17 protein-coding genes are annotated in these 17609 nt (G+C 55.0%); 7 read left to right on the top strand and 10 right to left on the bottom strand.

The features are described 5' to 3' along the window. Nucleotides 1-14: 14 nt before the first annotated feature. The 3 genes from yehD to RTX96_RS11825 form a co-directional block, all read right to left on the bottom strand. The gene (yehD, locus tag RTX96_RS11835; protein ID WP_312671103.1) at nt 15-578 is read right to left on the bottom strand and encodes a fimbrial protein YehD; all 564 of its coding nucleotides are present in this window, start codon (nt 576-578) and stop codon (nt 15-17) included. A 261-nt stretch (nt 579-839) separates the two neighbouring features. Beyond that, a complete protein-coding gene (locus tag RTX96_RS11830) occupies nt 840-1070 on the bottom strand; it encodes a hypothetical protein (RefSeq protein WP_312671101.1) in 231 nt (76 codons plus the stop codon). A 123-nt stretch (nt 1071-1193) separates the two neighbouring features. After that, nucleotides 1194-2303, bottom strand: a complete 1110-nt coding sequence (locus tag RTX96_RS11825) for an AI-2E family transporter (protein ID WP_103821461.1) — start codon at nt 2301-2303, stop codon at nt 1194-1196. A 179-nt stretch (nt 2304-2482) separates the two neighbouring features. Between RTX96_RS11825 and RTX96_RS11820 the strand changes: the two genes are divergently transcribed. Both RTX96_RS11820 and RTX96_RS11815 read left to right on the top strand, forming a co-directional pair. Continuing rightward, the gene (locus RTX96_RS11820) at nt 2483-2998 is read left to right on the top strand and encodes a cupin (RefSeq protein ID WP_312671099.1); all 516 of its coding nucleotides are present in this window, start codon (nt 2483-2485) and stop codon (nt 2996-2998) included. A 335-nt stretch (nt 2999-3333) separates the two neighbouring features. Then, nucleotides 3334-3693: a hypothetical protein gene (locus RTX96_RS11815; RefSeq protein ID WP_312671097.1), complete on the top strand. Its 360-nt coding sequence runs from the start codon at nt 3334-3336 to the stop codon at nt 3691-3693. Nucleotides 3694-3740: 47 nt separating this feature from the next. On the opposite strand, the gene RTX96_RS11810 is transcribed toward RTX96_RS11815, so the two are convergent. The 7 genes from RTX96_RS11810 to RTX96_RS11780 all read right to left on the bottom strand — a co-directional run bounded on the left by RTX96_RS11810 (nt 3741) and on the right by RTX96_RS11780 (nt 9737). Continuing rightward, nucleotides 3741-4520, bottom strand: coding sequence for a GGDEF domain-containing protein (locus tag RTX96_RS11810; RefSeq protein WP_312671095.1), 780 nt, complete (start codon nt 4518-4520; stop codon nt 3741-3743). Then, complete coding sequence (locus RTX96_RS11805) at nt 4514-4930, bottom strand: DUF1987 domain-containing protein (protein ID WP_103821458.1); 417 nt, start codon at nt 4928-4930, stop codon at nt 4514-4516. The genes RTX96_RS11810 and RTX96_RS11805 overlap by 7 nt, the downstream gene beginning before the upstream one ends. Beyond that, the gene (locus RTX96_RS11800; RefSeq protein ID WP_312671093.1) at nt 4923-5504 is read right to left on the bottom strand and encodes a SiaB family protein kinase; all 582 of its coding nucleotides are present in this window, start codon (nt 5502-5504) and stop codon (nt 4923-4925) included. The genes RTX96_RS11805 and RTX96_RS11800 overlap by 8 nt, the downstream gene beginning before the upstream one ends. Before the next feature lie 8 nt (nt 5505-5512). Further along, a complete protein-coding gene (locus RTX96_RS11795) occupies nt 5513-6721 on the bottom strand; it encodes a SpoIIE family protein phosphatase (RefSeq protein WP_312671091.1) in 1209 nt (402 codons plus the stop codon). A gap of 308 nt (nt 6722-7029) precedes the next feature. Next, nucleotides 7030-7863, bottom strand: a complete 834-nt coding sequence (locus tag RTX96_RS11790; protein ID WP_103821455.1) for an ABC transporter permease — start codon at nt 7861-7863, stop codon at nt 7030-7032. Nucleotides 7864-7871: 8 nt separating this feature from the next. Beyond that, entirely contained in the window at nt 7872-8705 is an 834-nt protein-coding gene (locus RTX96_RS11785) for an ATP-binding cassette domain-containing protein (protein WP_312671089.1), read from the bottom strand. Between the two features lie 99 nt (nt 8706-8804). Then, the gene (locus RTX96_RS11780) at nt 8805-9737 is read right to left on the bottom strand and encodes a LysR substrate-binding domain-containing protein (RefSeq protein ID WP_312671087.1); all 933 of its coding nucleotides are present in this window, start codon (nt 9735-9737) and stop codon (nt 8805-8807) included. A 105-nt stretch (nt 9738-9842) separates the two neighbouring features. Between RTX96_RS11780 and betC the strand changes: the two genes are divergently transcribed. The 5 genes from betC (at nt 9843) to pheP (ending at nt 17505) form a co-directional block, all read left to right on the top strand. Continuing rightward, nucleotides 9843-11384: a choline-sulfatase gene (betC, locus tag RTX96_RS11775; protein ID WP_312671086.1), complete on the top strand. Its 1542-nt coding sequence runs from the start codon at nt 9843-9845 to the stop codon at nt 11382-11384. A gap of 2 nt (nt 11385-11386) precedes the next feature. Beyond that, complete coding sequence (gene choX / locus RTX96_RS11770) at nt 11387-12334, top strand: choline ABC transporter substrate-binding protein (protein WP_312671085.1); 948 nt, start codon at nt 11387-11389, stop codon at nt 12332-12334. 212 nt (nt 12335-12546) lie between these two features. Next, nucleotides 12547-13638, top strand: coding sequence for a YncE family protein (locus RTX96_RS11765; protein ID WP_312671084.1), 1092 nt, complete (start codon nt 12547-12549; stop codon nt 13636-13638). A gap of 57 nt (nt 13639-13695) precedes the next feature. Continuing rightward, nucleotides 13696-15903, top strand: coding sequence for a TonB-dependent receptor (locus RTX96_RS11760; RefSeq protein WP_409418564.1), 2208 nt, complete (start codon nt 13696-13698; stop codon nt 15901-15903). A gap of 207 nt (nt 15904-16110) precedes the next feature. Then, nucleotides 16111-17505, top strand: a complete 1395-nt coding sequence (gene pheP / locus RTX96_RS11755; RefSeq protein WP_103821448.1) for a phenylalanine transporter — start codon at nt 16111-16113, stop codon at nt 17503-17505. The last annotated feature ends 104 nt before the right edge of the window (nt 17506-17609 follow it).

The raw sequence follows: 17609 nt of genomic DNA, 5'->3' as shown, positions 1-17609 counted from the left end.
GCCGGGGATGGTAATCAGTCTGTTACAACGGTAAAGGTAACCGTTGAATCTACGGCACCTGCGGTTACATTATTGCCGGGCGCACGGGCGTATTGAGCGAAAATATCAAAAGTGTATTCGCCATTGTCATTTTTTACGGAGGAAATGGGAGTGGTTCCGTCGCTGTTAATACGTGTGCCGTTGATAAAGATGGCATAGCCAACGCCCGTAGCTTGACCGGTTCCTCCCACAGTTTTAGTCACGCTCTTATCACCGGTGACAGCAAACTGATCGGGAAGGAATTTAAGAGTAGGTACTTCAGTTCCGGCTGCGCATTTCACTTTAAAAGATGTGCTGGTTTTATTCTGATAGCCTACATAGGCATCCCCTGCATTAAGATTATCCATAGCATCGAGACCGATTTGATTCATAGGGATCTCTGCCGACTGGGCGCCATTTGCAAAATGGCAGGTTGTGCCTTTTATAAATCCATTAATAATCAATGTGCCCATGTCACTATCTGGTACAGTTTCAGCAAAAGCAGCAGGTGCAGCAAATGAGACAGCTAATACAGCGGCAGTAATAAGTGATTTTTTCATTTTATTTTCCTTAATGTATTGAGTCCTAAACCACGAGAGAGTTATTTCTGACAAGGAAACAATTGCACACAATATGAAATGCGGCAAATTAAAGGATACAATTTTTTGACATAAAGCAATTTATGTCACTTATTATATTTGGTGTGATTATATTATTGATGAGTTATTCATTCATATAATAAATAACTGTAATTAACCGAGAGTAAAAGAACGGGCTGTCCTGACACAACCCGTAGAGAATCTTTTTTTATACGTCAATAATCAATCCCAGGCGCTTACGATCACTTTTCGATTTTCATCACCCGGCAGGGAGACGACCTGAGTGGAGACGCCGCGCTGTACGCCTGGCTGACCGTCAGTTTTAAGCGTGTTAACGGTAAACGCAGGGGGAACAACCATACCCGAAATAGAGAGCGTAGCGGTATCTGAAGCCTGAGCATAAACCGCACTGCTCAGCATTGCCGAGGCGACCAAAGTAAGAGCTATTTTCATAAATGTGGAACCACATCAAAAGGCAGGGGATCCTAAGATAGGGCGTTTTTTATTCGGGGTCAATGTATGCTGAAAAGTGATCAGATTTGTCACGGCCAGGCACTGCCTGGCCGTAAGAGAGGATTAAGATTCAGGCGGTAACCGTCCCTCCTCGATAAACTCATCGTCTAGCTCGTCGGCGTTGCCCTGATGATCTTTCCCGGAGAGCAGGTTCCAGCAGGCCAGGAACAGCGCGGCGATCAGCGGCCCAATCACAAAGCCGTTAATGCCATAGATCTCCAGACCGCCCAGGGTAGAGATAAGCACCAGGTAATCGGGCATTTTGGTGTCCTTACCGACCAGTACCGGGCGCAGCAGGTTATCCACCAGCCCGACGATAATCACAAAGAAGCCGACAATAAAAAAGCCCTGCCAGATCTGACTGGTAGCAAAAAGGAAGATGGCCGCAGGCACCCAGATAATCGCTGAGCCCACCGCAGGCACCAGCGACAGGAAAGCCATCAATGCCCCCCACAGCACGCTACCATCGATACCAACAATCCAGAAGCCGATGCCGCCCAGTATGCCCTGCAGTACGCCAATGACGACGGTACCCTTAACGGTCGCACGGGAGACGGCGGCGAATTTCGCAAACAGGTGATGCTTTACATAGCGCGAGAGGGGCAATGACTCCAGTGCCTGGTTAACAATATAGGGCCCGTCCTTCAACAGGAAAAAGAGCAGGTAGAGCATAACGCCAAAGTTAATGGTAAAGCTGAAGGTGCTCTTGCTGATAAGGAACGCGCTGCCGGCAAGGTACTGCCCGCTCTTTAATGCCACCTGCGACAGCTGCTGCTGGATCTGCGTAGCGTTGTTCAGATCGTGATCGGCCAGAAACTGCTGTGCCCAGCTGGGCAGGTGAGCCACCAGATCGGCAACCACCACCGGGAACTGAGTATTGTTGTCCTGCAGCTTGGTGTAAACCGTATTGGCCTCAAACGCCAGCGACGAGAGAATGATCGCCAGAGGAGTAAAAACGATAAGACAGATAATCAACACCGTTAGCAGGGAAGCAATCCCGTTGCGCCCGGCGATCCTGTCCCGCAGTCGGTTTTTGAGCGGCTGGAATATCACCGCCAGAATCGCCGCCCATAAAATAGCCGAGTAGTAGGGCGTCATGATGTCGAAAAATGCCAGCGTGACGACCAGCAATATCAGGATGAAAAAGCCTTTTGTTAATCCCTTAAATCTCATATTTACTTCTCCGGTATGTGATGCACTTCTCGAAATATAGAAGGTACTGAGGAGATTACCATTTTCAGCTGCGGGAAAAAGAAACTTGCGTCTGGCACTGGCTGGCAAGGCTCATTTCTGGCGTCGGGTAACGGAAGTGGCTACGCTAAAATAACCCCCTTTATTTTGGAGGAGAGACCATGCCGGACGTAACCGACTCAACCTCTGTTCTGCTGCTAGCCGCTAATGACTGGGTGCCGAATAACCCGTATTTGCCTGTGCTTATTTATCGCCAGATATTTATCCCTGACGAGAGTGCTGTTCAAACGGCGCAGCAGCTGTTTGAAAAAAACGGCTGGCCTGCGCAGTGGGTTGATGGCATTTACCCTTACCATCATTACCACAGCAATGCTCATGAGGTGCTGGCCGTTGCTCGCGGTGACGCTCTGCTTATGCTGGGTGGCCCGGAGGGGCAGGAGGTGGCTGTACGCGGCGGCGATATTGTGCTGCTGCCTGCGGGAACGGGTCACTGCAATCTGCGCAGCAGTGACGATTTCACCGTGGTAGGAGCCTACCCGCCGGACCAGCAGTTTGATCTCTGTCGCGGGGCACCCACTCAGCAAATGCTGGACGCGATTGCCAAGGCGCCATTCCCACACCGTGACCCCGTTTATGGAAATGCAGGGCCGCTTATTGACTACTGGATAAAGATTTAAGCAGCGCTAACATATTAGTAATAGCATATTTTGCACTTTGAAAAATGTATTGCTATACCATCGCCAGTTTTTGCTAATAGACTCACAAAAATTATCTCTATAATTAATAAATAGCGCTTTACAAATGTAAATCTGTGTAATTATTACCCACTCAGACTCGATATATTCTGAAAATAATGTGGTTTACTGTTGGATACGCTATAAAAGGTAAGTGATATATAAGTTTTCATAACAAAGCATGATAGCCAGAGGCATGTATGCAGATAATCTATTTTAAAGTGGAATGCCTATTCCCGGAGCTTTTACCCTCTTCGACAGTTACTCTAAAATAGGTAGTGTTAACAAGAGAGAATGAAGTTATATCAACTTTTTCTAACTTAAAAATTAATAGCTTACCCTTTTATAGCTTCCATTTAGTCCCTGTTGGGTTCAGAAAAATTGAACATGCTATTAAAGGCGAGCCGGGTAAGCATTTACAGTTCTCCTCAGGTTATCTGCCCTCAGGTGAATACCGGGTTGAAACGCCTGCCGGTGAGAAAATGCTCGGTTATGATGCGCTTACGGGCCTCTGGCGGCTGGTTGACGAGAATGAGGAGGAGAGATACCTCACGACCAATGAGTTTATTTCACGAAGTTTTTCGATTATTCGGCCTGTGAAATTAGTTTATCGCAATCGTCGGGATATTATTTGCTGAGCAGAACTCTTACCTGTTTTAAAATATAATATATTTTGCCTGCGGGGTTATCCCGCGCGCAGGCTTTCATGTAATGACGAAATAGCGGCTGGTTTAATTGCTTGGTGAAATAGTGACTCATGTAAAGCAACCTGGTTACGGCCGCGTTTTTTTGCTGTATATAGCGCAACATCAGCTGCGCTATAGAGGGCTTCAAAATCGCTGTAGCGCGTACCAAGGCTAACCCCAAAGCTCGCCGTAACATATTGCTGGGCAAGGCAGTCCAGCGGGGAGGCATTAAGCGACGCGTGAAGATAGCGCGCAATAATTACCGCCTCTTCCAGCCGGGCATAGGGTAATAAAATCGTGAACTCTTCGCCACCTACCCGGCCAATAGATGCCTGCGAGGGGAGGGCATGGCGTATACGCGAGACCAGAGAGCAGATGACTTTATCGCCCATTGGATGGCCGTATTCATCGTTTATGCGTTTAAAGTGATCGATATCCAGCAGGATCAGCGCTACGTTGCCCTGCGTGAGCGCGCGGTTAATGTGGTTAATGATCGCGCTGCGGTTATAAACGGCCGTAAGCGGATCGTGTGTCGCTTCATACTCAAGGCGGGCTGCCAGCTTTTGCAGCTCCTCGTTCATGCGCGTTAATTCGCGCTCGGCCCGATCGCTACGGGAGATCAGGCGATAAGACTGGCGGATGAGCCGCTGATAGTGTTTTGCCACCGTCCACAGCTTTTCACGACACTCTTCGGCAGGTAGCCGCGCATCGGCGGCGGCTACCCGGGCGTCTTCCAGGACGGCGTACTCCTCCTGGAATAGCTCGTTAATATCTAACATGCGTTAAGGTCCGGCGTTAAAAAGACAGCAAGCGCGGGAAAATCAAGGCTGACCTCCTGGCCAAATTCTTCAGAAATATCGTCATCCGCATCGTAATACCAGTGCAGCTCGCAGGCTTTACCTCGTTTCGCGAAGCCGTTGAGTGACTCGAAAAACTCAAACAGCAGTTTGGTGCTGGAGCTGTTGAAGTAGCTCAGGGCAACGTGTAGCTGCAGCGGAGCCGATTCGGCAGGGATCTCCTGCAGCCAGCTCTCTACGGCCTGCAACAGCGGGCGGAAGAAGGCGGCGGCATTTTCCGGGTAGGCTTCACCTTTTAGCACCAGACGATGCGCCGCAAAGTCAAAGTTCACTTCCGGTGTGGCAGAGGTTGCTGCAAGCACAATCGCGGTGGGCAGTGTGGTATCAGTCATGGCAAAAGGTGGCCTTTAGGTGAAAGGCGGACAGGGAACTGGCCGCCAGAGGATGAATGCGGTACTCCAGCGGTTCGCTGGTATCTCGCGCCATAGTTAACAGACCGATATTGGCCCCTTTGCTGGTCGCGGGTGCTTCACTGCGTAAGTTCTGTTTCCAGGCCTGCTTAATTTCCGCCTGGGTCATCGTGCGCAGCATGTCGAGGTTATTCTGCAGCAGAGAGGACTCTTCGTATCCCACCAGGTTAGCCGTTTCCAGATAGTAGTTGGCCCGATCGGTATGCAGACAAAGCGAGCCGAAGCGCAGCTCCTCTTTATCTGTGCCAATGTAACGCTCGTCGCCGGAGTAGCGCACAATGTTTTGCCCCATCTCAATAAACACAGAGAAGAGCCGGCGGCGCAGCGGCAGGGAGGATTCGTGCTTATCCAGCCATGCCCGCACGACGTCACCCATCGCCACGATATGCTGCTGCGAAAAATAGCCGGTATAAAATAGCTCTACCGCACTCTGCCTCTGTAGCGTAATTAACGGCAGCAGAACCGCCTCTTTGACCTGCAGGTCATTAAATTTCATGTTATCTCTCACCAGCGAAAACCAAACCACGTCATGTCATCACGCGACGCTTCCTTATCTTGCCAGGCCTGGAGCCCCTCCAGCAGCACACCAGAGAGGGCGCTCATTGGCAGAGATCGGTTCTGTAATAACAGAGACTGAATGCGTTTCTTACCAAACATAATGCTGCGCTCGCCGCCAATCTGATCCGTCACGCCATCGGTAACAACCATCATCTGATCGCCAATGCGCAACGGGCGCTGGAAGCGACGCCACTGCTGGTCCGCAGGCGTATCGGTATAGCCAAGGCCTTTTCTGTCGGACTCAAGCATGCTGACCTCTTCATCTTCTACGCCCAGCATAAAGGCGTGCATCCGTGCATTGGCCCAAATCAGCTGCGCGTTAACGCTGTCGGCATAAATGGCGATGGCATCGCAGCCATCATTAGACTGATTAAGGTCGGCGCTGGGATGCAGCTGGCTCAGGGTCTGCTTAATGTGGCGATTGACGATCGCCAGCAGGCGTTCCGGCTCATTCGCCGGGGCCAGAGTGAGCGCCTTCTCCAGCGCAGAGGCGAAGATAAAGGTCATAAACGCGCCGGGAACGCCGTGGCCGGTACAGTCGGCAATCACCACCAGCCAGCCGTTTTCGTCGCGCTGAAAAGCGTAGATGTCGCCGCCCACGCAGTCTCGCGGCTGCCAGTAGAGGCACCACTCGTTGAGACTCTCCTCGATGCCCTGCCGCGAGCGGCTCAGCATCGACTCCTGGATCACCCGCGCATACTCAATGCTCTGCATGATCTGGAAATGCTGCTTGGCCTGCAGATCGGAGACCGTTTTGATCAGGTCAATACCCAACCCGATACCTAAATAGTGTCCCTCATCGGTCAGGATAAAGCCTTCGGTCACCGCCTTATCGCCAGTTTCGATTACCCGCTCGGCGAGATACTCCAGCCCTGCGCTGGCTTCGACAATGAGCGGTGTTTTATCCATAAAGGCAATACAGCTCTTTTGATCGTAGAGCTCATGAAAGAAGGGACGACTCATCTGAGAGAGAAAAATGTGCCGGTTAATCATGCCGAGAGGACGGCTATTTTCCAGCACCGGCAGGCCGATTAGCGTTTTATGTTCGCTAAAGAGGGCCATGACCTGCTGATTATTGGATTCGGGAGTCACGTGCGGTACCGCGATGCGTAACATGCCTGCGTTTAACTGGCGCGAGGAGAGAGGTATTTCCATAATAACCGGCGTTTTCCCAGCAAGTAAGATTTATCCTAGAATAAATCCGTAATATGACGCTTTTATTTCAATCACTTGCCTGAGATTACAACGCTATTTTATCCAGCTTAAAGGCAAACTCTAGCCATAACGCACGCCCATTCGCAGGCAAAAAAAAGCCCGCGCAGGGCGGGCAGTAAATACTGGAAGCAATGTGAGCAATGTCGTACTGAATACCTGAGCTATTTACTCAACTACTCAGTGATGAGAAAGATAATCTTTATCATCTGAAGTTGCAACCCCATCTTTATTGGGGGCGTTACTATGACTTATTCACGGTGCCGCTGACGGGCAAAACTGGCTGACAGGCGATCCAGCAGGATAGCCATCAATACGACCACCAGGCCACTCTGTAGTCCCAGACCAATTTCAAGCTGCTGGATGCTGCTGAGGATGTCGTTACCGAGGCCGCCTGCGCCCACCATTGAAGCGATAATTACCATCGACATCGCCATCATAATGGTCTGGTTAACACCGGCCATAATGGACGGCTGTGCTGCCGGAAGCTGCACTTTCCACAGTAGCTGCCACGGCGTACAGCCGAAGGCGATACCGGCTTCAATGCGTGCGCTATTTACCTGGCGAATACCAAGGTCGGTCAAACGCACCACCGGCGGCATGGAGAAGAGAATGGTGGCAAAGATGCCCGGTGGACGTCCGAGGCCAAACAGGATAGTGGCCGGGATCAGATAGACAAACGCTGGCATGGTCTGCATAAAGTCGAGCAGGGTACGCACCACGCTGCCCACCCGCGCCCGCCTGGCGCTCCAGATCCCAAGCGGGATACCGATCAGCAGGCTGAAAAAGGTAGAAGAGAGGGTAAGGGCCAGGGTCACGGCGGCGTGATCGCTGTAGCCGCTGTAGATAATATAGAGGGTGGCAAGCAAGGCAAAGAGGGCAAAGCCTTTGCCGATACGCCACGCGCTCAATCCCACGGCCAGGATCACCAGGCCCCACGGATTCAGCGCGCCAATCAGCTGCTCCAGCCCACCGGCAAAAGCATCCACCACCCGGGCAAAACCATCGAAAAAACCGCCCGCGTGGGCCAGTAGGGTATGTACCGCATCGTCAATCTGGCGGCTAAAGTCTAAGGGATAGCGCATGTTGCTCCTTACTGCGTCCAGACATCGGCATAGGTTTCCGCCAGCTGCCAGCGCGAAACGTCCACGCCGGAGAAGAAATGACGTACGTAGGCGGTAGCGGGGGCGTTGATCAGCGCCTCCGGCTTGCCAACCTGTACCAGCTCGCCTTTCTCCATAATCGCAATGCGTGTGCCCAGGCGCAGCGCCTCCTCCATATCGTGAGTCACAAATACGATGGTGCGTCGGGACTCCGCCTGCAACGTTAGCAACAGCGACTGCATCTCCCGGCGGATGATCGGATCCAGAGCGGAGAAGGCTTCATCCATTAGCAGCACGGTGGGGTTAACCACCAGCGCCCGGGCGAGCCCCACGCGCTGCTGCATCCCACCGGAGAGCTGATGGGGATAGCTGTCGGCAACATCACCCAGGCCAACCTTCTCCAGCATGGCGCGCGCCTGCTGATGGCGAAGCGGACGGGCAACGCCGGCTACCTCGAGGCCAAACGCCACGTTGTCCAGCACGCTGCGCTCTTCAAACAGGGCGAACGACTGGAAAACCATACCGATATGCTGGCGGCGTAGGGCAATCAGCTCTGCTGGTGGCAGAGCGGCCAGCGTCTGGCCCTGGAATATCACCTCGCCGGAGCTGGCCGGAATGAGATGGTTAAGGGTACGCAGCAGAGTTGATTTGCCCGAGCCGGAGAGACCGACAATGACAAAGATCTCACCGGCAAAAATCTCTAAGTTAATATTGTTCAGCGCGTTAACGCCGGACGTTTGCGGACGCCGGGAAAAAAAGCGCTTCCCGCCGCTGGGATAATAGTTCTTATTAACCGCTTTGAGCTGAAATAGTGGCTGTGACATAGTTTCATCTTAATATTTATAAGCTATATGACATTAACGTAATCCCCTGGCGGGCGAAAAACTATTTTGCTTTTTTGGATATACATAATAAGCATTAGCTTAGATAATTTCTGGCAAAGCTTTTTCCGTTAAATGAAAACTCCATGCCTCATCTAATAGCCAGGCTTTTACTTTTTCCTGTTGGGCCGTGGTGGGTTTGCCGCTGGCAGAAATAAGATAGTAACCGCGCTCGGTACGCAGCTGCGGCCCACACTGCACCAGCCGATTATCTGCCAGGAACGGCGCGATAAGCGGCTGCCAGCCGAGGGCGATCCCCTGACCCTCCAGTGCCGCCTGGATCACCAGCGAGTAAGCGTTAAAGGTGCGCGAGGCAGTGTGGCTCTGGCCGTAAACGTGGTGCTGGCGGAACCACTCCTCCCACGTCATCCAGCGCTGGGGCCGGGTCTCTGGCAGCTTTAGCAGCGGAAACGCCAGCAGGGATTCTGGCCGTTTATCCTCTTGAAGCTGCTGCTTAATTTTTTGGTTGCACACCGGAAAAACCGTTTCGGGAAAGAGCCGCTGGGTCTGGGTTCCCGCCCAGTTTCCGTGACCAAAATAGATGGCCAGATCGGCGTTGCTGTCACGAAAGCTATAGTCATTGGGCGAGGTAGCGATCTGCACCTCTACGCCGGGAATAAGCTGCTGAAGCCGCTCCATGCGCGGCAGCAGCCAGTAGCTGGCGAAGCCCATATCGGTATCGATACGCAGCACGCTACGCTGGTGTCGGGTACGCTCCAGCTGCTCGCTGATCTCGTTCAGGCTATTACGCACAATGAGATACAGGCTGTTACCTGCCTCGGTAAGCTGAACCCCCCGGTGACGCCGCTCAAATAGCGGAGCATTAACAACGTTTTCCAATGCCTGAATGCGCTGGCTGACTGCCGGCTGGGAAAGTCCCAGCTCATGTCCGGCGGCGGTAAAATTACCTAAACGCGCCGCTGCTTCAAATACCACCAGCGCCTGGAGAGGCGGAAGCTGTAATTTTCCTGTCATTAGCCCACCTTATGTCACGATAATGAAATAACCCCTTCACAGGGATAAATAAGCGTGAGATAAACCTAACACGTTTTTCTTTTTTATTTTATTTTTGGACGCTTCATGCTTATGAATAAACCGAATATCGTTATTCTCATGGCCGATCAGTTAACGGCCAGCGCCCTCAGAGCCTATGGTAATAAGGTTAGTCTGACACCGAATATCGATAAATTAGCGCGCGAAGGGGTGGTGTTTGAATCTGCCTACTGTAATAGCCCGCTTTGCGCACCGTCGCGTGCGTCGCTGATGACCGGGCAGTTTATTTCGCGCAATTCGGTATTTGATAACGCAGCCGAATTCCATGCTGATTCGCCCACTTTTTGCCACTATCTGCGCGAGCAGGGTTATCGCACCTGGCTCTCCGGCAAGATGCACTTTTGCGGCCCGGATCAGCTCCACGGTTTCGATGAGCGCCTGACCACCGATATCTACCCGGCAGATTTTGGTTGGACGCCGGACTGGCACCATCCGGAGCGCCGCCTGGACTGGTTTCATAATATGAGTTCAGTGCTGGAAGCAGGGGAGTGCGTGCGCACTAACCAGCTCGACTTTGACGACGATGCGCTCTTCCAGGCGCGCCAGCGGCTCTACGATGCGGCGCGGCGGCCCGACGAGCAGCCGTTTATGCTGCTGCTCTCTCTGACCCATCCCCACGATCCCTTTGCTATTCCAAAGCGTTATCTTGACCGCTTTAACGAGGCGGATATCGACATGCCGAAGACCCGCAGGGGGGACGTGGAGGACGATGCCCACTCAGCCCGACTGCGCGCCATGTATCAGCTGGAAGAGGGGTTAATTACCGACGATCATATCCGCCGTGCGCGCCACGCCTACTATGGCGCGATGGCCTACGTCGATGACTGCTTTGGCGAGGTGGTGCGCACCCTGGAGGAGACCGGGCTGGCGGAAAATACCGTGGTGATGGTCATCGCTGACCACGGGGAGATGCTCGGCGAGCGCGACCTTTGGTACAAGATGACCTTCTTTGAAAACGCCGTGCGCATTCCCTTTATTGTGCACAACCCTAAACGTTTCGCACCGCGCCGGGTAAGCCAGAGCGTCTCGCTGGTCGATGTGCTGCCTACCCTGGTGGAGCTGGCTTCCGGCGAAGATCGTAAATCGCAGGCGATTTCTCCTCTCGACGGCAGCAGCGTGGTGCCGCACCTGAAGGGCGAAGCGGGGCCTGACGACGCGGTGAGTGAATACCTTGCCGAGGGCGCGCTTGGCCCGATGCTGATGATCCGCCGTGGCAGTTGGAAATACATTCACTCTTTCAGCGAAGCGCCGCAGCTTTTCAATCTCGATGAGGATCCCTATGAGCGGGTCAACCTGGCGAGCCATGCGCGCTTCCAGGATCAGGCCCACTCTTTTGCCAGCGAGGTACGCTCCCGCTGGGATCTGGATGCGCTCCATCAGCAGGTGCTGGCCAGCCAGCAGAAACGACTCTTTCTGACCCGCATTGCCGGACGCGACGCCATTCCCAAGTGGGACTACCAGCCCTTCCTGGCGGCATCGGAGCGCTATATTCGTAACCATCAAACGCTGGATGAACAAGAGGCCTTTGCCCGCTATCCGCGTCCTTTTCACCAACCAGCAGGAAAATAATAATGAAGATGAAAACACTCACGCAATGCGTTCTGCTGGCTGCGGCTGGCTGGCTCCCTTTGAGCAGCATCGCCGCAGAAGAGGCGCGCTGTGACACTATTACCCAGTCCGATCCGGGCTGGACGGACATCGCGGCCACCAACGCGCTCTCTGGCGTGGTGCTGAACGCGCTGGGCTATCAGCAGAAGGTGCAAAATCTCTCGGTGGCGCTGGCCTACCAGGGGTTGAAAACCGGACAGGTAGACGTTTTCTTAGGCAACTGGATGCCCGCTCAGGAGCCGGTTATCAGCAAGTTTACCGCCGACGGCTCGGTCAAGGTGCTTGGCGCTAATCTGCCTGCGGCTCGCTTTACCCTTGCCGTACCGGACTACGTGGCGGCTGCGGGCGTGAAAGACTTTGCCGATCTGCAAAAGTTCGCCGACAAGTTTAACCATAAAATTTACGGCATCGCCCCTGGCGCACCGGCCAACCAGAATCTGAAGAAGATGATCGACAAGCACGATTTCGCCCTGCAAAACTGGAATCTGGTGGAGTCGAGCGAGAGCGGGATGCTGGCGCAGGTTACACGCGCGGTGGAGCGTAAGGAGTGGATCGTGTTTCTCGGCTGGGAGCCGCATGCCATGAACACCCGCTTTAAGCTGGCCTACCTGAGCGGTGGCGACGCTTACTTTGGTGCTAACTACGGCAGCGCGACGGTCAATACCGTTACGCGTAAGGATTTTGCTACCCAGTGCCCGAACGCCAACCGCTTCTTCAGCCAGTTGAAGTTTGACGTCCCGCTGGAGAACGCCGTCATCACCCGGGTGCTGGATGATAAGCAGAGCGCACAGGAAGCCGCCCGTGCTGAGCTGGCAAAACGCCCGGAACTGCTGGATAGCTGGCTTGCTGGCGTCACCACCCGCACCGGGGAACCGGCGAAGCCTGTGGTGTTGAAGGCGCTGGGGCTGTAAGCGATAACGGCAGCATTAAAATCCTGTTAAAAACCACGCAGCTTCTCTGAGGCGAAGCTGCGTGGTTTTTTATCAACTTTTCAAGGTAATTATTCTTGATCGCATACTCATAATGAGTATAGTTCTCATTCTCTTTAGCGTTTGGTTAGGCCACTTTTGGCCTGCGCGCTACCTTCCTGATGAATGACTTTGAACGGTTAAGGATGCTTCTGATGAAAATGAAAACCTCTGCCCTGGCTCTCTGCGTGGCAATAGTGCTGAGCGGCTGCAATACCACCCCGTCCGCCAGCGCAAAACCGGCCGCCGAGGCGCAAAAACCGCAGGCAGCGGCTGCTCAGCAGAGTAACGTCGTGAAGCGCGATCTGGCGGAGGGCGTCTATGAGCTGGCGTTAAGCCCGGCGGGCGATGCGCTGTACGTAGCGAGCGCGGAAGGGTTCAAAGACGTTCAGGGCGGGGTGGTCTATAAGCTCGATCCTAAAACCTTAAAAACGATCGGATCGACCCATACCGATCTGAAAAACTTCGGCATGGATATCGCCCCGGACGGTAAAACTGTTTACGTCACCAACTCGCTGGACGCGGGCATCAGCGCTATCAACACCGCCGACGGCAAGGTGCTGGCGCGGGCGATCTTCCCGGAGCGCAATAAAGAGGGCTTCCCGTACGGCGCACGCCAGGTGCTGCTGCATAACGGCCTGCTCTACATCGGCGCGGTAGCCGATCCGGCGCTGATCTGGGTGGTGGATGCGAAAACCATGAAGCTGAAAACCCGTATCAAAAACACCGGTAAATGGATGACCGGCCTGCACTACTCGGAGCAGACCCAGCGCATCTATGCTGCCAACGGCGGCGGTGAGATCCTGGTGATCAACCCGCGCAATAACCGGGTGGAAAAGCGCTGGAAGCCGCTGGGAGAAAAAGAGTCCCTGCTGCTTAACTTCGCGGAAGACAGCGCCACCGGCCGCCTGTTCGTGACCGATAACTCGAAGGCAAAAACCACGCTGGTGCTGGATATCCATACCGGCAAGGTGATCAAGCAGCTCGACGTCGGTGACTCCCTGTCGGTGAAATTTAACCCGAAACGTAACGAGATCTACATCAGCCAGCGTGAATCCGGCAAGCTGCTGAGCCTCGACGGCACTACCTACGCGGTGAAGCACGTCTGGGATCTGCCGCCGAACCCAAACAGCCTGCTGATCTCTGCGGACGGCCAGATCCTCTATGTCACCGTCAAGCAGGCCTTCAATAAAGATCACTCTACCAACGGTCCGGACAGCGTTGTCCGCATCGCCCTGAATCAGTAATTCAATCGGCCCGGCAACGGGCCATTTTTTTAACCCACGCTCTTATATGAGTTAATGATGCGAAACATAAAAAATAACGCTCTCACTTTGCGCAAGTCTTTGCTTGCGCTGGCTATCGGCGCGGTAGCCCATTCGGCGCAGGCAGCGGCCGCTGACACCAGTAATACCCATCAGGAAGATACCCTTGTGGTGCAGGCCACCCCGGCCAGCGATTTTACCCCCGGCGGCGATGTGCCGGTTCCCGCCTATCTGGACGGGCAGGTAGCTCACGGTGGCCGTCTGGGGATGCTCGGCGAGCAGAAAGCGATGGACGTTCCCTTTAACGTCATCGGCTACACTGCGAAAGCGGTAGAGGATCTGCAGGCTAAAACCATTGCCGACGTGGTGCGCAACGATGCAGGCGTCCAGCCGGTGCAGGGCTACGGCAACTCTGCCGAAACCTATCGCATTCGTGGCTTTAAGCTCGACGGCGACGACATGACCATGAGCGGCCTGCCGGGCGTGGTGCCGCGTCAGGTGGTGGATACCCAGATGATCGAGCGTGTCGAGATCTTTAAAGGCGCCAACGGTCTGCTGAACGGCGCGGCGGGCAGCGGCGTGGGTGGGATGATCAACCTTGAGCCCAAGCATGCGGAAGATACGCCAACGACCCGCGTGGGCGTCGACTACACCAGCCAGGCGATGGTCGGCGGCTCGCTGGATCTGGGGCGTCGTTTTGGCGATAACAACCAGTTTGGCACGCGCATTAACCTGCTGCATCGTGAGGGCGAAGCTCCGCTGGATCACGATCGTCGCCGCACCACGCTGGCCTCGATCGGCCTCGACTACCGGGGCGATCGCCTGCGCACCTCTCTGGATGCGGGCTACCAGAAAAAGACCTTCCACGGCAGCGGCATGGGCGTCAATATTACTGGCGTAGATTTCATTCCCGACGTACCGGATCCCAGCACCAACTACAGCCAGAAGTGGAGCTATAACGACATCGACAACCAGTTTGGCGTGGCTCGTGCCGAGTATGATCTGACCGACGCCTGGACCGCCTACGCCGCCACGGGTGCGCAGCAGGCCCATGAAATTGGCACCTACAGCACGCCGAAGCTGATCAACGCCAACGGTGACGCCACGGCGAGCCGTCTGGATACCAACCGCTATATCGATGCCAACAGCGGTATGCTGGGCCTGCGCGGCAACGTTGATACCGGCTTTGTCTCACATAAAATCAACGTCGGCTATTCGGCGCTGATCAAGCGCGACAGAACCGCATGGCGGATGTCCTCCGCTGCTACCAACCCGCTCGTCAACATCTACCATCCGAGCGATGTGGCGATGCCAGCCAATACGAGCTTCGGCGGTAACTATGGCGATCCGCGTACCACCAGTCGGAACCGTACCCAGGGCTGGCTGCTGAGCGATACCCTGGGCGTGCTGGATGACAGCCTGCTCTTCACCGTGGGCGCGCGTAACCAGAAGGTGGTGGTGCGCAACTACAACAACGCCACCGGAGCAGAGGATGCCGGCTCGCGCTATGAAGAGAGCCGCTGGATGCCAACCTACGGCGTGGTCTATAAGCCGTGGGAAGCGCTGTCGCTCTACGCCAACCATACCGAAGCGCTGCAGCCGGGCGCCGTGGCTCCGAGAAGCGCCTCTAACTTCGGTCAGAGCACCGGTATTGCCCACTCGAAGCAGAATGAGGTCGGGGTGAAGATCGACTACGGCCGCATCGGCGGTACCCTGGCGCTGTTCGAGATCAAAAAGCCCTCTGCTATTCAGTACGGTACGAATGGTCCCTACAAGCTGGACGGTGAGCAGCGTAACCGCGGCGTGGAGCTGAACGTCTTTGGCGAGCCGGTGCTTGGCCTGCGCCTGAACGGCAGCGCCACGTGGGTTAACGCTGAGATGACCAAAACGCAGAACGGCCTCAACGACGGCAAGGACGCTATCGGTGTCCCGAGCGTCTTTATGGTGTTTGGTGCGGAGTACGACATCAAGCCGGTAGAGGGCCTGACGGCAACGGCGCGCGTGAACCACTCTGGCTCGCAGTATGCCAACGCTGCGAATACCAAAAAGCTGGATGACTACACCACGCTCGATCTGGGCGTCCGCTACCGGATGCAGCTGAACCAGGATGCTAACGAGATGGTGTGGCGCGTGGGCGTGGATAACGTGACCAACGAGAAGTACTGGTCTGGCGTTGAGGATCTCGGAACCTACATCTTCCGCGGCGATCCGCGTACCCTCAAGGTATCGATGAGCTACGACTTCTAGTCTTTTTAAATGCCGGGCGGCGCTGCGCTTGCCCGGCCTACGTTGGAAACGGTGTGGGTTTGTAGGCCCGCGTAAGCGAAGCGCCACCGGGCGTTACTCTGCTGATGTCGCGAGGGCTGGCGGCAACGCCAGCCTTTTCGTCTGCTTGCTACCGGTAACGCTAAGTGTTAAAAGATGCCCCTTTATTAAAATAGACAGGGGTAGGGCGTGAAAAACGCGTCAATCGCATCTGGCCAGCAACAGGCAGATGGCGCGTCGGGGAGTGGGCCGACGCTGCAACGGGGTTTGCAAAACCGTCATATTCAACTTATCGCGCTGGGTGGCGCTATTGGCACCGGGCTGTTTCTGGGCATCGGTCCGGCAATTCAGATGGCCGGGCCAGCGGTGCTGCTGGGCTACGGCATTGCCGGGATTATCGCTTTTCTGATTATGCGTCAGCTGGGTGAGATGGTGGTCGAGGAGCCGGTCTCCGGTTCGTTCTCCCACTTTGCCTGGAAATACTGGGGTCCCTTCGCAGGCTTCCTCTCCGGCTGGAACTACTGGGTGATGTTTGTGCTGGTGGGCATGGCGGAGCTGACCGCAGCGGGCATCTATATGCAGTACTGGCTGCCGGATGTCCCGACGTGGGTCTGGGCCGCCGTGTTCTTTATCGTCATTAATGCCGCTAACCTGGTCAACGTCCGCCTCTACGGCGAGATGGAGTTCTGGTTTGCGCTGATCAAAGTACTGGCGATTATCGCGATGATCGGCTTTGGCCTGTGGCTGCTCTTCTCTGGCCACGGCGGCGAGCGCGCCACCTTCGATAACCTCTGGCAGCACGGCGGCTTCCTCGCTACCGGCTGGCATGGGCTGATCATGTCCCTGGCGGTGATCATGTTCTCCTTCGGCGGCCTGGAGCTGATCGGCATTACCGCCGCTGAGGCGCGCGATCCGCAGAAGACCATCCCGAAAGCGGTCAATCAGGTGGTCTACCGTATCCTGATCTTCTACATCGGCTCGCTGGTGGTGCTGCTGGCGCTCTATCCGTGGGTGGATGTCAAAGCCGACAGCAGCCCGTTCGTGATGATTTTCCACGAGCTGGACAGCAACATCGTCGCCTCGGCGCTGAACTTTATTATCCTGGTGGCCTCACTCTCGGTCTTTAACAGCGGCGTCTACTCTAATAGCCGGATGCTGTTTGGCCTCTCGGTGCAGGGCAATGCTCCGGCGTTTTTAACCCGCGTTAATGCCCGCGGCGTGCCGGTTAACTCGCTGTTTCTCTCGGCGGCCATCACCTCGCTGGTGATCGTTATCAACTACCTGCTGCCGAAAGAGGCCTTTGGCCTGCTGATGGCGCTGGTGGTGGCGACGCTGCTGCTGAACTGGATCATGATCTGTCTTGCGCACCTGAAGTTCCGCGCGGCGATGCGTCGCCAGGGTCGGATTACACAGTTTAAAGCGCTGCTCTATCCGGCAAGCAACTACATCTGCATCGCCTTTTTAGTGCTGATTCTGGGCCTGATGTGCACCATCGACGGCATGCGGATGTCCGCCATTCTGCTGCCGGTGTGGATCGCGTTCCTGTTTATCGCCTTCAAACTGCTGCGCCGCAAGGCTCGCTAATCCTCTGCCCGGCCTACAGGGTGCCCAACTGCCTTTGTAGGCCGGGTAAGCGACAGCGCCACCCGGCGTTCTGCTATTGCCCGGCGGCGCTATCGCTTGCCGGG

Origin of the sequence: Pseudescherichia sp. (assembly GCF_032052675.1) — a bacterium.
Classification (GTDB): Bacteria; Pseudomonadota; Gammaproteobacteria; order Enterobacterales; family Enterobacteriaceae; genus Pseudescherichia.
This window is presented reverse-complemented; position numbering and strand designations above follow the sequence as displayed.

What these genes read in the sequence shown, in the direction of transcription:
- RTX96_RS11780 (WP_312671087.1), bottom strand. Translation starts at nt 9,737, where the DNA reads ATGACAGGAAAATTACAGCTTCCGCCTCTCCAGGCGCTGGTGGTATTT.
- RTX96_RS11800 (WP_312671093.1), bottom strand. Translation starts at nt 5,504, where the DNA reads ATGAAATTTAATGACCTGCAGGTCAAAGAGGCGGTTCTGCTGCCGTTA.
- RTX96_RS11805 (WP_103821458.1), bottom strand. Translation starts at nt 4,930, where the DNA reads ATGACTGATACCACACTGCCCACCGCGATTGTGCTTGCAGCAACCTCT.
- betC (WP_312671086.1), top strand. Translation starts at nt 9,843, where the DNA reads ATGCTTATGAATAAACCGAATATCGTTATTCTCATGGCCGATCAGTTA.
- RTX96_RS11785 (WP_312671089.1), bottom strand. Translation starts at nt 8,705, where the DNA reads ATGTCACAGCCACTATTTCAGCTCAAAGCGGTTAATAAGAACTATTAT.
- RTX96_RS11760 (WP_409418564.1), top strand. Translation starts at nt 13,696, where the DNA reads ATGCGAAACATAAAAAATAACGCTCTCACTTTGCGCAAGTCTTTGCTT.
- yehD (WP_312671103.1), bottom strand. Translation starts at nt 578, where the DNA reads ATGAAAAAATCACTTATTACTGCCGCTGTATTAGCTGTCTCATTTGCT.
- RTX96_RS11765 (WP_312671084.1), top strand. Translation starts at nt 12,547, where the DNA reads ATGAAAATGAAAACCTCTGCCCTGGCTCTCTGCGTGGCAATAGTGCTG.
- RTX96_RS11795 (WP_312671091.1), bottom strand. Translation starts at nt 6,721, where the DNA reads ATGGAAATACCTCTCTCCTCGCGCCAGTTAAACGCAGGCATGTTACGC.
- RTX96_RS11825 (WP_103821461.1), bottom strand. Translation starts at nt 2,303, where the DNA reads ATGAGATTTAAGGGATTAACAAAAGGCTTTTTCATCCTGATATTGCTG.
- RTX96_RS11810 (WP_312671095.1), bottom strand. Translation starts at nt 4,520, where the DNA reads ATGTTAGATATTAACGAGCTATTCCAGGAGGAGTACGCCGTCCTGGAA.
- RTX96_RS11820 (WP_312671099.1), top strand. Translation starts at nt 2,483, where the DNA reads ATGCCGGACGTAACCGACTCAACCTCTGTTCTGCTGCTAGCCGCTAAT.
- choX (WP_312671085.1), top strand. Translation starts at nt 11,387, where the DNA reads ATGAAGATGAAAACACTCACGCAATGCGTTCTGCTGGCTGCGGCTGGC.
- RTX96_RS11830 (WP_312671101.1), bottom strand. Translation starts at nt 1,070, where the DNA reads ATGAAAATAGCTCTTACTTTGGTCGCCTCGGCAATGCTGAGCAGTGCG.
- RTX96_RS11790 (WP_103821455.1), bottom strand. Translation starts at nt 7,863, where the DNA reads ATGCGCTATCCCTTAGACTTTAGCCGCCAGATTGACGATGCGGTACAT.